The following is a 15,020-nucleotide window of genomic DNA, read 5'->3' as shown; positions in this document are numbered from 1 at the left end:
TCAAATCAATCAGATTTGTGGTCACAAACTACAACCTATCATTACAAGTTTAGAACTACCCAAAGAATTAATTGAAGTAGGTTATAATTTGGCAAATGAAAGTATTAAGCCATCATTTTAAACTTCATGTTAATAGTGTCGCTGGACTAATTTATAGCGTTCACATTCCAGCCAACGCAACACCCAAGTGTGATGATAATATAGAGTCGGGCAACCTAGATGGAATTCCATCGTTTACATAAACTTCCATTTTAATTAGAAATGAATGTGATAAGCTCTGGATCATAATCGTAGCTTACGTTTCAGAGGAGTCATGTAAGAGACGGTGGTAAGCAGAGTTTCCTTTATATGATTTGGCGGATCACATAGTTCGCCAGTAGCGCGAAGAACGGCTTCTTCTACTTCAATAAGAGCTGCATAGGTGACAAAGTGCTTCTCAGGCTCGAGAAAGCTCTCCATATATGCCCATTCTGGTGTACCGATCCCGTAAAAGTTACGCACCATTATCTTACAGAATGGGGAAAGCTTGGAGTATTTACCTTCCCAAAACAGATCGATGTCGGAACCATATTCTGAGAGGTCAAATACGAAGGCCAGCTTGGCATCGTCCAGCAAATACATATCCGCCAGATAAGGATGTTTAAGTAACAGCTCGTTCATGTAGAGCTGCCAGCCCGGTTCGTCATCCTCATAAGCAAAGACAGCAATCAATTTGTGGTCACGGACGGAAATGTCCATCGGCGACCATTCGATATAGACTTGGTGAGGCTGGAAAGCCAAGTGACGGGACAGATCTAGCAGGGGATAAATAAATCCTCGTGATTTTTGAAAATAACGGGAATACAGTCGGTCAATAATCAGCATACTTGATTCTCCGAATCGTTTGTCGTTACGGTTCATTGTCTACCAAATATAATAGCAAGAAGAATAAGGACATATATGTCCTTATTCTTCTTTATGAAATTATGATTCTTTGCCCTGTGATAGGCATACGGGACAAAGAAGCCATCAAACTGTTTGGAATTAATATCCGACAGAAGCGATTAGATAAAGGTTTTTCGCAAGAAGAGCTGGCTTACCAGTGCCATATTGATACGCGCCAAATTGGACGCATTGAACGGGGAGAAATTAATACCACCATTAGCACAGTCTTTGCTCTAGCAAGGGCACTTGAATTAACCGTCGCAGATTTGTTCGACTTCCCATTGCCGTCTATAAAGGAGGGTGAGTCATATTAATTTACGCAACGCGGTCAAAATTTATCGGTGGATGTGATGTCTTGCTTATAAATCCATACCAGCCCCATTAAACCGTAACCAGGTTTTCCGCTCACGGTGGTCAGGCATTACCTTGTCTACTTCATTCCAGAAAGCGTCGGAATGATTATCATATTTCAGGTGGGCCATTTCATGAACGATAATGTAGTCCAATATCGAAAGGGGGGCCATCATGCATTTCCAGTGAAAGTTCAAATCACCGGTGGCTACTGAACACGAAGCCCAGCGGTGCTGCAAATCCATCACCTTGACTTGACCAGTTTCAACACCCATCTGTTCTTTAAACTGCTGCACCCGTTTACTAATTCGAGGCACGCCTTTCGTCCGATAGAATTCTTTGAAAATCTCCAGCGCCTTATCTTTATCTGTGCGTTTCAGGCAGAAGTACCCCTCCTTTAGCAATAATGGAACTGGTTGGGTATCGACCAGTTGTAGGCGGTAATTACGGCCTAGATATGGAAACGTTTCTCCACTGACGATCTCCCGTAAACTGCGTGTAGCGTTCAGTTCATCCCGTTCCGCAAGGTACTTATATAACTGAAAGTTTTTACTAGTAACGATCTTATGGATTTCCTCATCGGTAAAATCCGCTGGCGCAAGCACACTGATTGTGCCATCACGTTCTAGGTAGATACTAAGCGTTTTACGCCGACTTCGTGTGATCGTATAAGCGGGGATATCATGCATCAGACTGCCCAATTAACTGGTTGTGCCGTCGCTTGGCTAAAGCCATTATCTCACTGGCAATCCGCTCTCGATGATCAATCAGGGGCTTTATTTTACTGAAGAGCAGAATGTCACTAATGTCGCTCTTCATTTTGTCAATTTCATAGGCCCTGTTCCAAAAGTCGATAAACCCAATAGTTGATTCCAGCTTGTCAATAACATCTGTAATGATTTCCTTGCAGTGTTCGCGGGTAGGTTTGTCAGGGGTATTGGCCCCAAACGCCAGGTCGATCATTAAATCAAAGAACGGTGCTTCAACGGCTGACACACCCTCTTCTGTTTGCTTGCGTCCAGCCATGGTTTCATCCCGGAGTGCCTTCAAGTCCTGTACTAGTTTTTCCCAGTCCTGTTGATGCTGTTGCAGGATGGCTTCTAGCTTTTCATAGAGCTTTTTGTACAGGGAAGGGTCATCCTCAAAACTTACCTTGATGTGCTTGCGAATAGCGTGTTCCATTTCGGACGCTACCGATTTGGGGCTGGTGTTCTTGCTAATTTGCTCCTCGAATTGGTCGGAGAACAGTTCAATGGGGGGAATCTTGGGGTCAATACCCAGATTGATTAAATGCGCATTGATGAGCTGTTTGATTTTTTCTCCAACGTCTTCCAGGTTAATGGTTGCATCTTTATACCGTTGCCGAATAGAAAACAGCAGATGCGCAAATTGTTGGGCTGGAATCTTGTAAGGATTAGCAGCAGCATTAGGTAAGACTATGTCCATGCTTTCGGTGAACCGCTTGAAATACACCTCAAAATCGGCCCGAAACTTCACGTCTTCTGCCAGTTCAATGCACTGCTCCAGGATGATGACCCGGATGTTCGGGTCGGCGATTTTCTGCTGGACGTAAGCATCAATCCGTTCAATACCTTTCTCCTTGAATAATTGAATCAGGCGTAAATAACGCTGTTCCAAGATGGGGATCTCCGAGGTGATGTTCCGGAACGAATCCAGAATGTCGTTCACCTCATCGGCACTATAGATCTTCAGTGCTTCCCGCAGGTTGTTGGTGTTACCAATGTAATCCACCACATAGCCCCGTGTTTTTCCTTTGTAGGTCCGATTCACCCGAGCAATCGCCTGCAACAGGTTATGCTCTTTCATCTTCTTGTCCAGATACATAATCTGCTCGATAGGGGCATCGAAGCCCGTTAAGAGCATGTCGCACACCACCAGCAGGGCAATGCCTGTCAGGGGCTTAGAGTAGTCGAAGCGTTCTTTGAAGTTGTCGATGGCTTTGTTGGCCAACGATGACTTACGTGCTTCGGTAATGATGGCATCTTCGTTGGTTCCCTGTGAGGACACAACCGTTTCCACCTTCAGAAACGCAATTTTTTCGATCAGGTCAGCATTTGGCTTGGCTTTGATCATTTCGGTTGCCAACCGGTTTTTAATGGCTTCTTCAATGGCCCGTTTGTAGCGGACAGCCGCCAGCACGCTACTGGCTACTACCTGCGCCTTAAAACCATTGACCAGGATGTTGTCGATGTAATGATCAACCAAGTCGGTCGCGATGGCTTCAATCCGCTTTTCCGCTTCCAGAATATCACCGTAAGTGCCGTATTTCTTTTTGATACGTTCAATTTCTTCGGGGGTATGCTCGCTGACCAAGTCTTCAAATTTTGCTTCGAACTGGCTTTTGTTGCGTATGGCATCATCGGATGTTTTGCCTTCGTAAAGAATCTGTAGCGTAGCCCCATCCCGTACGGCATCGGTTAGTTTATACTGGTCGATGTAGGAGCCAAAGCGCTCGTAGGTCTTCTTCTTATGCCGATCAGTGATCAGGGGCGTACCCGTAAAGGCAATCTTGGTTGAGTTGGGAAAAGCTTCAAAGATGTTGTTCCCCATATCGCTGCCCTGTGAGCGGTGCGCTTCATCAATCAGAATCAGGATCTTTTCTGAGCGGTTTACCTCCCCAAATTGGGTGTAGATGGGTAAGGGTTCAGCTGCCATGCGAAGTGCCTGCCCAACCAGAGAATGATCGGTGCGGGTGCGCTCCTGAAACTTATGAATCATTACCATTACCACGTTGGAGCTGGGCGTGGCCAGCTTGGCTTTAAGCTGGGTGGTGGTTTCCACAAAGTCAATCTTTTCGCCGGTCAGGGTGGCGGTTTCGCCTAACTGGTCTTCCAGATCAATCCGGTCGTTGACCAGGAGCACTTTATAGTCCTGAAGGGCTGGCGTAGAACGTAGCTTACGAACCAGCATCACCATCGTCAGGCTTTTGCCGCTGCCCTGCGTATGCCAGATTACCCCCGAGCGCTCAAACGGTGTTTGTCCGTCTAGTAGCCGACGGATAGTTTTACCCACTGCCCGAAACTGCTGATAGCGTCCCACCACCTTACTTTCCTTACCTTCTCCAGCCGGTTTGAACAGGGTGAAGTGCTGCACAATATCAAGCAGGGTGGTAGGGGGAAGCATACCCTGGATCAGTGTTTCCTGCGAGCGTACCCGTCCCAGTGGTGGGGTAAAGGTTTTATACCGCTCAGGGTAGATGTCTTTCCACTCGTAGTAATGGTTTCGGCTGGATGAAATGGTCCCATAATAGGCTTTCTCTCCGTAAGTGGCAATGGTAAACTGGTTAAACCAGAACAGGCTTTCTTCCCCTTCTTTGAGTCCGTCGCGCTGGGTGTTTTCGCGCTGGTTGCTGTAGCGTTGCAACTGCTTGACGGCTTCATCGAGTGGGTTGGCGGTAAATTCGTTCTGGATTTTACATTCCACGACCACCAGGGGTAGGCCATTCACGAACAGCACAATATCGGGGATAATGAACCCTTTACCCATGCCGGGAGTGTCTATACGAAACTGGTTAATGGCCTTAAAACTGTTCCGTTCGGAATTGGCAAAATCAATCAGTTTGATGGGTACAGACTGCTCACCGGTCAGGTGGTTTTGGTCAACGATGATTTTATGTTTGCCCAGCAGCATCTCCCAAACGGCCTTATTCGCTTCAATCAGGGGTTTGCGGGTATGGGTGGTTACTTCATCATAAATGGCTTCCAATTGTGCATCTGTCAGCCAGGATTGCCCCCTGTCAGTAGTATTAATCGCGTAAAGCGACTGCTTGAAAACCTCCTTTAGCGACACCTCTTTAAAACTGCTTCGATCGCTTTTAGTTGGATTGACCGGAATGCCTGCGGGCTGGTTGGTCACAGTCCAGCCTAGGTCATGCAATTGGGTCAGGAATGGCTTTTCAGTGTGGAGATACTCAGACATGCGGTTGAGGAATAGGTAACCGCAAGTTAATTCTTTATGAACCGGTCGCGAATACAAGCATCTACTTTTTGATTAATTGATTGGTGTAAATAGCATAGTTGATTGAGAATTTACTGTCAGAATTTGTACGATGGGCAGTATCCCCCCCATAACCAACGCCCAGCCAACCTTTCAGTTTAGGCAGGTGGTACTCAACCAGAACTGCAAAATGCCGCCACGATTCATTCATACTGCTCTCTTTGTAGTTGGCCCAAATACCCGCAAATTCAGCTGAAGCGGCTAGCCTATCGGCCAGTTTTCCAGGAAAAAAGAACCGTGCCCTTGCACCCAGTACGTTGCGACCTGTTTCGGATTCAGCCTTTGTGGCCTGAAGCGAATTGGTAAGTTTGCCGCTAACGGTCAATTGTCCAAAATGGCGCAGTCGAATCCCCCATGCTACCCATAGCCCCAGGCGGTCGCCACTCAGACTATCAGTTTGTAAAGACCCACTACGTGCTCTCACCATATAGGCAAAGCCAGCATCGAGTTTACCCCGGTTCCAGTTTTCCTTGTAGAATTTATCACGAATAGGGTCAAGGAGTTTTTTTGCCTTTGCCACAGCTTCACTCCGATTTATATTCTCCTCGTCCGATAACTCTAGGTCCGGAGCTATTACAATCTTCTGGGCTTCAGTGCTTAGATCACGCAAAAAATCCTTCTTGGCACGCGGGTCTCCATTGTCGAATATAGGAATACGTAAACCCGTACTAAGAAAAACATCTCCTTTAACGACATCATCTGGGGCTGTTCCAATGGAGAGGAGGCTTCGATATAGAAATTGTAAAGCTTTATTTTCCTGGTATTGGGTGATTGAGCCTACTGCCCAAGCGAACGGTCGAGCATCGAAAGCAGCGCCAGTCCGTATTTTTGTGCCGTCGAACAGGTTGTTAACGTTACTAGCTATGTCGTGCGGAGTTACCAAGTTTACGACTTCTGAGGTTTTTCCTGGGAGTAGTTCAAAAGCTGGCGAAGAGGGAACCCCGTAGGATACCCCATTGACCAGATTAGCAACCGCCGACTCTGACCCCTGCGCCCACATTTGTATGGGCAAACTCATCAGGATCAGATAAAGAAAGTAGGATTTAATAGGGGTCATTTTTATTGTATAGTAAAGCCGTATATAAATGGAATATCAGCATCCTTAAGCGTACCAGCCCCTCCCGTTTTAGGCACTTCCTTAAAAATGCTTTGCCCGTTTTGCAGCACTTCTACCACGACCTGATAAAAAGAAGGGGTACTGTCTCCTAAAAAAAGAACCAGGCCGCTTACGGCAAAAAATTTCCCGGTGATTGTCGATGGCATACCTAATAACAGGTCTGTATGCTCGAAGTCGAAAATGCCTACTGTTTGCTCCATTACTTTCGCGGCACTGTACTGGAATACTTTACCGGCTACGGTTTGAGGGTTATTCGGAATCGAAATTCGAACCGAAACTGGCCCATCAGTTGGCGAAATAGAAATTGGGGTGACGTTCATTGTAGACTAGTTGAGGAGTGGCGGTGTAATTAGATCTAATTTCTTCAGCAGTTCGTCCCGGTTAGGTCTGTTCGCTACCATCCCACCATCAGTTGCTACTACACCCGCATCCTTTGCCATTGTATGATATTCTAAGCCTTTTTGTGCCCGCTGCTGAATCTGAATGTCCTTGGCAGCTTTGGTGTAGCCTAATATATTGTTCCAGAATGATGATCCACCACTGGCCAGAAGTCCAACGATAAACGAAGGCATCAACACCGCCCCATCGGCAAAAGAAACACTGCCTAACATAAACTTTTCAGTCGTTAAAAAACCCGCAACGAACCAAGATGCTAGAAAAGCAATCAATTGCACAGCGAATCGGCGCCACTTATCGGCTACCAGGTCTACTTCCTGAGCAGGTGTTTTTTTCTCATCCTCAAAAAATTCGGGAAAGAGTGTTTTAATGGCGGTAACAAATCGTTCGCTGGCAAGGCTGATCGCTAGCAGAATCGACACAATTTGAGTTAAACTGTCGATTGACATAACAGGAATCGTTTAAAGGATAGAGAAAGTATTGAAGTCTATGTAGTAGCAAATGTCTGGCAGATAAGCATCGAATGCGAGGGGAAAAATCCCGTTTTTGCATTCACGTATATTCTTGTTCAAGGCACCCCAGAAACGGGATTTTTCCCCTTGTGCCGATGGCGATAATCAGGGATTTTTGATAAAAAACATTCCTCTTTCTATCCTGACTCATTAATGGAAGCTAAAGACGATCAAGCGAATAAAGGGAATACCTTCATTGGAGATTTAAGAAGTATTTATGGTAACTGGGGGAATACGTTAAGGGCCGTTTTTTTACTGACAGGAATTGCTATCATTGTTGTCCTATCCATGAAATATTTATGGCCAGGGGAGTTACAGGTAGAAATCAACAAAAGTGGCACCATCGTTGTAAGAGGACAGGGCCAGCATGGCAATACAGAAGTGGCCATTTTGTCCCTACCTTCTACCATATGCTGGCACAATACAGGCGTTGTTCTTCAGCCAAAGCAAAAAGCTGTAATAACGGCGACTGGGGAAATAAACCTTGCTATAAATAAGGTTGTTACAGCTGCTGACAGTGACTTTATACCGCTCACCAATTGGACTTCTCCGGTGGGGGAATCGTTTAAAGTAGTCAGATCAACCGCTCCATCTAGGGGGCGCTTATTACTACATAAGTCACATCCTAATTTGCGAATTGGAAACTTATTGGCATGTGTAGTTCCAACCGATGAAAATAACAAACCATCAAAATACAATCCTCGCCCGGAAGGGGTTTATATATTTGACTGGGCAGAACGGGGCGAAAGGGAAATTGTCAATTTTCATGAAAAAGAAGCTTATATTTATCTGACAGTCAATGATCTTGTTCTGGACGAGAAATCACAGGATGCCTATATGGGGGAAATGCCCAAGACGTTACCCCGCAACGCTACACCTATTCAGAAAAAAGAATTTGCGGATTCCAGAAGATATTTACAACGATGGAGGGAAATTAACAGCTCCGAATACTGGGATTTATTCTACAAAGACAACATTGGCAACTTTCTGGTACAAATTCAAAAATCGCCCGAATAAGCTCAGCCTTACACTGTCACTTCCACCTTCCCGCTCAGTAAATCCTGCATCATACCTTGTTTGAGCACTTGAAGCTTGGAGAGGACTTCTCTGTCCAGTTTTAGACGGCTATTAATTGACGTAAGCCGTTCAATCAGCATTCTCTGCTCCGTTACACTGGGCAAGGGGAATACAATGCTCTTTAACGCTGCCTTATTAAGCTTATACCGTCCAGCACCCTGCCGCGTCAAATAAAAAGTTATGTCCCTGTGTGCGAAGAATGTGTGAATCCACTCTGTAAGGCATGCTTCTGTCCCCTCTAATATGTGAGCGTGATTATTTACATTGAACTCGCCGTCCACCAAAAGCGTCATCTCTTGCTTTGACCACTTTAAAAAATGATCACCATCCTCACCAATCAGAACATATCGACCTTTTACGCGAAACTCATCAATGTAATCCTGAATTCCAGTTGGACCGTAATAGGGATATTTTCCAAGCATGGTTTCACGGATTTCAGAGGAAATGGGTTTTCTGAATTGGTTTTGAATTAGGCAAGCTTTTCCAATTGTTGAAACTTCCCACTCCTTGGGAATCATCCCCAGCGCAGACTCCTGATACAACTCCGGTGCGTCTTCGTAACGGGGGCGTAGCTGGCCGGTGCGGACATCAATACCCCGAGTAAATAAATCCTGCAACATGCCCTGCTTGACGGCCTGATACTTGGTAATAATGGCCTCGGTCTTTTCAATCTGGCCATCAATCGTTGAGAGGATGTGGGCTATTTTGCGCTGGGTTGGAAGGGGGGGAGCTGTGAATTCAATTTTTTGAATTCGGTGTAATGCCAATTTTGGAACACCTCCACCTATACCAATAAATTTCCAAACTTGTCCCTGGATTTCTTCCGACGAAAACTTTTGAATTAAATAGTCAAGATTGAATTGCGACAAATCTATTTCGCAAAGCTTTGCTGCATTTTCAGTTAACTGAGCATTATTGAATTTTGAAGGAATTATACCAAAATTACCGATCGTGCCAGCAATGGTTACGTAAATATCCTGATCCGTTATTTTGTAATTGGATATTAACTTCTCAGTCTGTAGAGATACGTATTTAATGTCTGAATCATCAATACGGCCATTAATCATGTCTACCACACGTAAGTATGGTATGCTTGATTGCTCTACAAAATCATGGCCTTTGGGTAAACGCTTCCCCCCTTTAACTTTTGCGATATCCCCAATTTTGTATTGATTACTCATATCCCAACTCTATCAAAAACTGGTTCAACACTTGATTTTCGGCTTCCCGTTCGGCCAGTAAACTTTTCAGCGTGATGCTGTATTTACCGTACAGGTTTTCAATGGCGGCTACAAAACTTTGGCGATATTGCTTCAAATACCCGTCGATGGTGCTGTACAGGGTGCGTTCCCAGCGGGCCAGAATGAGTTGCTCGGCCTGGGCGGGGGTAATGCTTAGCCGGGCTGCATCAACCAAATCTTCTGTACGCTTCTCCATTGCTTTGGTTTCAAACTTGAGGTCTTTCAATTCCTTCACAAGCTTATCATGGCGTGCTATTCGGTCGGCGGGGGGCATCACCAGCACATCGTCGGTATCAGAGTCAAACAAGCTTGTACTTTGTTTGGCCCGTTTGCTGGTTTTGGTCTCTGCTTTCAGTTGTTTTAGGGCTTCTTTGGAAAGGATGCCGCTTTCGCTTTCGTCGGGATCATAGTCTTCACCTTCCGCTTCTTCAAACAAGGCTTGCAACTCTGCCATACGAGCCTGATTCTGTTCGTTTTTGTCGAGCAGGTCACCAAACTGTGAGCGCAGGATTTCTTCATCGGGGATCAGGGCGGCACCCCAACCGCTGGCCGCTACAGATTTCAGGTCGCTCAGGATAGTTTCGTTGTTCCAAAATGCGGCAAACGCTCCCCGGATCTTGAAGGAATCCAGCATACCAAAGGGCCGCAAGGTGTCAGTGATGTCAGGCAGTAGTTTCCGGTACAGTTCAAACACCGCACGTTGGCTGTTGATGGATTTAATAGCTGGTAGATGCTGCTTCCACCAGGATTGCAACGCTTGGTGATAATCCGCATGGGTTTGCTGCACACCGGGGCTGGTTTCGATCAGGTCTTTGATCTGCTCCTTGGCGGCAACCCGTTCGGTGAATTGCAGATAACCGGGTTTGTAATCTCTAAATAGCATCTCCCGGCAACCGGCGTAGGTGCTGAAAAACGGCTGTAGCGCATCGACTTCCGATAGGGGAATACCCCCGTTGAGGTGCGCTTTTACGTCCTGCGGTTCGGGAGCTGGAGCATTGTCAACGTACCTACGAATGTTGAGATTATAGTCTTCAGAGGCCAGTTCGCTGAGCGGCACCAGCCGAGAATATTTTGGTACTTCGATCTGGTTGCGGTACACATTAGAAATCTTTTCAATATCCTCTGAGCGCAGCTTATTCTGGTTCTTGCCTTCCTTGTATTCGCGATCAGCGTTTATGAACAGTACCTCTTTGCGTTTGGCTGCATCCTGCTTATTAATCACCAGCACGCTGGCCGGAATACCCGTTCCATAGAATAAGCCCGCAGGCAAGCCTATAACGGCTTCCAGCAGGCCGTTATTAAGCATCCATTCGCGGGCTATCTTCTCGGCTCCCCCACGAAACAGCACCCCGTGCGGCATAATCACCGCCATCTTCCCGTTCGACTTCAGTACGCTAATCATGTGCTGCACAAACATGAAGTCGCCCTTCTTCCCCGATTCCGGCATGAATACCTGAAAACGGTCTTTATGCTCCATACCGTTGGTGCTGTAGTTCTGCGAAAACGGTGGATTAGCGATAACCCGATCAAAGCGTTTCAGTTCTCCGTTATTATCCAGATGTTGGGGAGACTTGATTGTATCTTCATTACGTATGTCAGCCGTATAGATGCCGTGTAACAGCATATTCATCCGGCACAATGACCAGGTAGTACCATTGCTTTCCTGCCCATACAGGGCTAGGTTCCGCGTGTTGCCGCCAGACTGGGCTACGTAGCTCTGCGACTGAATCAGCATACCACCCGACCCCACTGTGGGGTCATAGATGGCCATGCCTTCCTGTGGCTCAATCAGGTTGGTGAGCAGGTTTACTACTTCGGCAGGGGTGTAGAATTCACCTCCTTTTTTACCCGCACTATCAGCAAAGTACTTGATGAGGTATTCATAAGCAGCCCCCATCAGATCCGGGAATTCGAAATCCTCGTCCCGGAGCGGAATGGTCTCGAAATGCTCGATGAACTCCACTAGTTTAGCATCTTCCAGGGCTTTCTGCCCGACCTTCTTGTTGTAGTTGATGCTTTTCAGCACATCCTGAAGCGTGTTGGGGTTGGCTTCTTCCAGTTCGGCCAGCGCTTTATTCAGCGATGAGCCCACGTCCTTTTTCAAGTGCCGGATGTTTTCCCAGCGTGATCGTTCGGGGACGTAGAAATCGTATTTGGATGGAGTCTCCAACTGGATTTGGATCAGGTCGTCCGGCAATCCCTTAGTTTTGTATTCCTGCTCCAGCCGGATACGGTCAGCGTGAAATTTATCACTAAGCCGCTTCAGGAAAAGCACCCCGAAAATATGTTCTTTAAACTCCGACGCATCCATGTTACCCCGCAGAATATCGCAGGCCTTCAGCAGGAGTTGTTCGAGTTTGGAAAGGGAAAGTTTTTGATTCATCTGAAACGCTGCGCTTTAGGCCGGAAAGTAACCCGCTGATCGGGTACATTTTACTTGGAATGGGTCAAATTACTCTGAAATCAGACTGGCAATATACAGATACGATGGCTACCCGACACAGGGTGTACTGGTTTAATAAGTAAGATTCTGGAATCTTTACCCGTGTAGTTATGCTCCAAATGAGCATATAGAAATGGTTATATAAGTTTATATCCTTCACACCGTGGAGAGGGTTGTGAGGTTTATTTTTCAGTAATTTATTCGTTTATTGTTCCTCGTAAAGATCTATCTACACATTTTCTTATATTATGCCACTCGACTCCGCTTTTGTTTTGGTTGGCAAACCAATGAAGGCAAGCTTGGTTCAACAATTCCTATCATTAAGGACCGTCTTTCGTCATAGTGTAGACTTCTTAAACCTACGCTATTTGATTTCCAGACGCAGCTAAATAGATGTGGCTTACTTCAGGTATCCCCAAATCCATTTTATAAAAGTGGCTGCACAATCTTCACCCTCGTCAATTGCCTCAAGCACAGCGAAGTAAATTATGGTGCTCAAAACCCTACTTGTTACGTTCCCAAACGTACTGCTCCGTTCTGGTGAGATCGGACGGTTTCGAAGTTTTCTGAACCAGCAGATTGGATGGCAGGATGATCTCTTTCATAATCATACGGAGAAACCTAATGGCGTAATTTATCGCTACCCGCGTATTCAGTACAGAGTCAATCGAGGAAAAGCGACCCTTTTTGGCATTCAGGAGGGATTTGATGCGCTCAATACATTTTTGACGGAACAGCTTGATAACCTACCTGAAGCGTTCTGGCAGGTCGAACGTAAGGAGCAGCGTACCCGACTCGAGCTAACCCCAACGAGCCAAACCTATATTCTTCACAATTGGCTGGGACTAAATACCATCCTCAATCGGGATGGGTCTGTACTTGATCTTGAAAAGCTGTATAATGAGTTGACCGGACCCGATGAACGCAGGGCAATGCTCGAGCGTATTTTAACGGCACAGCTTCTTAAATTTTGTAGCGAAATGGGTTGCCGACTACCAACGGGACAGTTACAGGTAACGGTAAATGATATTGAAGAGACAGGTTTGAGAAGACTGCGGAGTCAGACAGGGCAAATGCAACTGCGTTCTTTCCGAGTGATGTATACCAGCAACTTGTATCTACCCGATTATATATCGTTTGGGAAAGGAGTTAGTAAAGGCTATGGTTGGCAGATTCAAGATAAGCCGAGTTGATCCAACTAACCGGTTCGCAGGTATCTATTAATTGTAGGGCGTTTTGATAAGCCTGCTGCAAATCCTGTAGTTGGCTATCGGTGTCGGCTAGTACGAAACGGGCAAAAGTCATCTGCCCCTCGATTTGCTGTTGATATTTTTCCAGCCAGTCGGTAGCGGGTCGACCACTACGATAATGGATTTCCATAATATGCCTCAGTTTTCCAATTTCCATCAGCGTTTCATCTACAAATGATATAGGCAACTCAATTTGGCCGTTATTGAGTATAAGCCCGGTTACTTTTTTATTGACTGAAGGCGATAAAATCGAAAACTTAGATTCGTTGAATACCAGGCCCATTGTAGCGGCTAACCGGCGGAGTTCTTGCATATCATCTGGGCCAAAAGGGGTGTCAGAAGAGAATGTTAAATCATCAGCGAAGCGGGTATATATCCACGTTCGCGACTGGGCCATTTTGGCTACGGTATCGTCAAATGGAATGGCTGCCAAGTTAGAGAGCACTGGCGAAGTAGGGGCACCCATAGCCAGGCGCTCATGGTAGGTAGTCAGGCGAGTAAGCAATTCCGCCAGTTCTTCCCCGAATGTAAATAGCTCATGGCTAAATAGCCTATATACCCAATCATAAGTTATTTGATGAAAGAAATCCTGAAAATCAGCATTGAGCATCCAGCCAGTATAGAGATGCTTACGGGCGTTAGTCAGGATATTTCGGGTATCATTATCACCTTCAACGGCAATCTGGAAACCATACGCTGCCGGAGTTCGGCGCAGGTAATATACCGCCTGAAGGTAGGTATTCAGCCGTTTCTGAATTTGTTTTAAATGAGGCTCAGGATCTTCAATGAGTCGAAAAGTTCCGTTTTTCTTGGGTACCCTGAAGGTATTGTAATGAGGCTGTACTGCCAGTAGTTGTAGTAAATGTTTCTGAACGCCAAGGAGTTGGCTGAGTCCATCGGGTGTTGTTAATTGGCCAAATTGTTGAGCCAGCCAACGAACTCGTTGAAGAGTGTAATTCATAGAAGTAGCGGTGTGGTTTTGGGATTATTCCCATCTGGTTAATGGTCTGGCCCAACGTATTTGACAGTGTTGGCAGTTCTATTCTACTCTTACTGTTCAAAGCGTTTATTACATGTTTGTTCTTTTGCTTTATTCACACAGACCAGCTTAATTGATTATCTAGTAGGTTAATCGCAGAATCATTGATTCCACAGCCATTTTTTGCAATCTCTTCTCCGTCAGCTACAGACCCCTACGCTCAGAATTTAGCAATTGCCCTAATTGGGCTCGCGGTCGCAATCTCTTCTCCGTCAGCTACAGGCCCCTACTACGACGTTATCTCAATTCATAGATCGCCCGAAGGATGTCGCAATCTCTTCTCCGTCAGTTACAGACTCCTACTATTTTCGGGTCTATAATAACTATTCAGTATTTTTTGTCGCAATCTCTTCTCCGTCAGCTACAGACTCCTACGCGTACCAATCATCGAATCCCGCAAGACGATCTGTCGCAATCTCTTCTCCGTCAGCTACAGACTCCTACGGTGCAGATCCTTACACAATTTGCCGAGTTACTCTGTGTCGCAATCTCTTCTCCGTCAGCTACAGACTCCTACTCGAAGTTGATTACATCAATCCCAAAAGTGTTTATTGTCGCAATCTCTTCTCCGTCAGCTACAGACTCCTACTGCCTGATATGGTCCTAAAAATCCGGACACGAAACTTTTTTAACTTCGTGTACCATGAACCAAT

General features: G+C 45.9%; 12 protein-coding genes. 3 read left to right on the top strand and 9 right to left on the bottom strand.

Translation table 11 applies throughout. The annotated features are described in order from the left end of the window. Nucleotides 1-282: 282 nt before the first annotated feature. Nucleotides 283-900: a hypothetical protein gene (locus tag ACYVGR_RS28570; RefSeq protein ID WP_460963277.1), complete on the bottom strand. Its 618-nt coding sequence runs from the start codon at nucleotides 898-900 to the stop codon at nucleotides 283-285. 65 nt (nucleotides 901-965) lie between these two features. Between ACYVGR_RS28570 and ACYVGR_RS28565 the strand changes: the two genes are divergently transcribed. Further along, nucleotides 966-1,238 (top strand): helix-turn-helix domain-containing protein, encoded by a 273-nt coding sequence (locus ACYVGR_RS28565; protein WP_460963276.1) that lies wholly within the window; start codon nucleotides 966-968, stop codon nucleotides 1,236-1,238. Between the two features lie 45 nt (nucleotides 1,239-1,283). Here the strand turns inward: ACYVGR_RS28565 and ACYVGR_RS28560 are convergent, their stop codons facing one another. From ACYVGR_RS28560 to ACYVGR_RS28540, 5 genes are all read right to left on the bottom strand, one after another. After that, the gene (locus tag ACYVGR_RS28560) at nucleotides 1,284-1,964 is read right to left on the bottom strand and encodes a M48 family metallopeptidase (RefSeq protein ID WP_460963274.1); all 681 of its coding nucleotides are present in this window, start codon (nucleotides 1,962-1,964) and stop codon (nucleotides 1,284-1,286) included. Further along, a complete protein-coding gene (locus tag ACYVGR_RS28555; RefSeq protein WP_460963272.1) occupies nucleotides 1,957-5,214 on the bottom strand; it encodes a type I restriction endonuclease subunit R in 3,258 nt (1,085 codons plus the stop codon). The genes ACYVGR_RS28560 and ACYVGR_RS28555 overlap by 8 nt, the downstream gene beginning before the upstream one ends. A gap of 61 nt (nucleotides 5,215-5,275) precedes the next feature. Next, nucleotides 5,276-6,349 (bottom strand): hypothetical protein, encoded by a 1,074-nt coding sequence (locus tag ACYVGR_RS28550; protein WP_460963270.1) that lies wholly within the window; start codon nucleotides 6,347-6,349, stop codon nucleotides 5,276-5,278. A 2-nt stretch (nucleotides 6,350-6,351) separates the two neighbouring features. Continuing rightward, complete coding sequence (locus ACYVGR_RS28545) at nucleotides 6,352-6,729, bottom strand: hypothetical protein (protein WP_460963268.1); 378 nt, start codon at nucleotides 6,727-6,729, stop codon at nucleotides 6,352-6,354. Between the two features lie 6 nt (nucleotides 6,730-6,735). Then, nucleotides 6,736-7,254, bottom strand: a complete 519-nt coding sequence (locus ACYVGR_RS28540; protein WP_460963266.1) for a hypothetical protein — start codon at nucleotides 7,252-7,254, stop codon at nucleotides 6,736-6,738. A gap of 216 nt (nucleotides 7,255-7,470) precedes the next feature. On the opposite strand from ACYVGR_RS28540, the gene ACYVGR_RS28535 reads away from it, so the two are divergent. Further along, nucleotides 7,471-8,334, top strand: coding sequence for a hypothetical protein (locus ACYVGR_RS28535; RefSeq protein WP_460963264.1), 864 nt, complete (start codon nucleotides 7,471-7,473; stop codon nucleotides 8,332-8,334). An 8-nt stretch (nucleotides 8,335-8,342) separates the two neighbouring features. Here the strand turns inward: ACYVGR_RS28535 and ACYVGR_RS28530 are convergent, their stop codons facing one another. Next, a complete protein-coding gene (locus tag ACYVGR_RS28530; RefSeq protein ID WP_460963262.1) occupies nucleotides 8,343-9,575 on the bottom strand; it encodes a restriction endonuclease subunit S in 1,233 nt (410 codons plus the stop codon). Then, a complete protein-coding gene (locus tag ACYVGR_RS28525) occupies nucleotides 9,568-12,018 on the bottom strand; it encodes a type I restriction-modification system subunit M (RefSeq protein ID WP_460963259.1) in 2,451 nt (816 codons plus the stop codon). Before ACYVGR_RS28525 ends, ACYVGR_RS28530 begins: the two co-directional genes overlap by 8 nt. Before the next feature lie 548 nt (nucleotides 12,019-12,566). On the opposite strand from ACYVGR_RS28525, the gene ACYVGR_RS28520 reads away from it, so the two are divergent. Beyond that, on the top strand, nucleotides 12,567-13,271 hold the full coding sequence (locus ACYVGR_RS28520; RefSeq protein WP_460963257.1) for a CRISPR-associated endonuclease Cas6: 705 nt from the start codon (nucleotides 12,567-12,569) through the stop codon (nucleotides 13,269-13,271). On the opposite strand, the gene ACYVGR_RS28515 is transcribed toward ACYVGR_RS28520, so the two are convergent. Further along, a complete protein-coding gene (locus ACYVGR_RS28515) occupies nucleotides 13,228-14,289 on the bottom strand; it encodes a reverse transcriptase family protein (protein WP_460963255.1) in 1,062 nt (353 codons plus the stop codon). The two genes, ACYVGR_RS28520 and ACYVGR_RS28515, sit on opposite strands and share 44 nt — an antisense overlap. Nucleotides 14,290-15,020: the final 731 nt, after the last annotated feature.

The organism is Spirosoma litoris (genome assembly GCF_054776755.1).
This window is presented reverse-complemented; position numbering and strand designations above follow the sequence as displayed.

Coding starts and splice junctions, on each gene's coding strand:
- ACYVGR_RS28570 (WP_460963277.1), bottom strand. CDS start 900: ATGAACCGTAACGACAAACGATTCGGAGAATCAAGTATGCTGATTATT.
- ACYVGR_RS28565 (WP_460963276.1), top strand. CDS start 966: ATGATTCTTTGCCCTGTGATAGGCATACGGGACAAAGAAGCCATCAAA.
- ACYVGR_RS28560 (WP_460963274.1), bottom strand. CDS start 1,964: ATGCATGATATCCCCGCTTATACGATCACACGAAGTCGGCGTAAAACG.
- ACYVGR_RS28555 (WP_460963272.1), bottom strand. CDS start 5,214: ATGTCTGAGTATCTCCACACTGAAAAGCCATTCCTGACCCAATTGCAT.
- ACYVGR_RS28550 (WP_460963270.1), bottom strand. CDS start 6,349: ATGACCCCTATTAAATCCTACTTTCTTTATCTGATCCTGATGAGTTTG.
- ACYVGR_RS28545 (WP_460963268.1), bottom strand. CDS start 6,729: ATGAACGTCACCCCAATTTCTATTTCGCCAACTGATGGGCCAGTTTCG.
- ACYVGR_RS28540 (WP_460963266.1), bottom strand. CDS start 7,254: ATGTCAATCGACAGTTTAACTCAAATTGTGTCGATTCTGCTAGCGATC.
- ACYVGR_RS28535 (WP_460963264.1), top strand. CDS start 7,471: ATGGAAGCTAAAGACGATCAAGCGAATAAAGGGAATACCTTCATTGGA.
- ACYVGR_RS28530 (WP_460963262.1), bottom strand. CDS start 9,575: ATGAGTAATCAATACAAAATTGGGGATATCGCAAAAGTTAAAGGGGGG.
- ACYVGR_RS28525 (WP_460963259.1), bottom strand. CDS start 12,018: ATGAATCAAAAACTTTCCCTTTCCAAACTCGAACAACTCCTGCTGAAG.
- ACYVGR_RS28520 (WP_460963257.1), top strand. CDS start 12,567: ATGGTGCTCAAAACCCTACTTGTTACGTTCCCAAACGTACTGCTCCGT.
- ACYVGR_RS28515 (WP_460963255.1), bottom strand. CDS start 14,289: ATGAATTACACTCTTCAACGAGTTCGTTGGCTGGCTCAACAATTTGGC.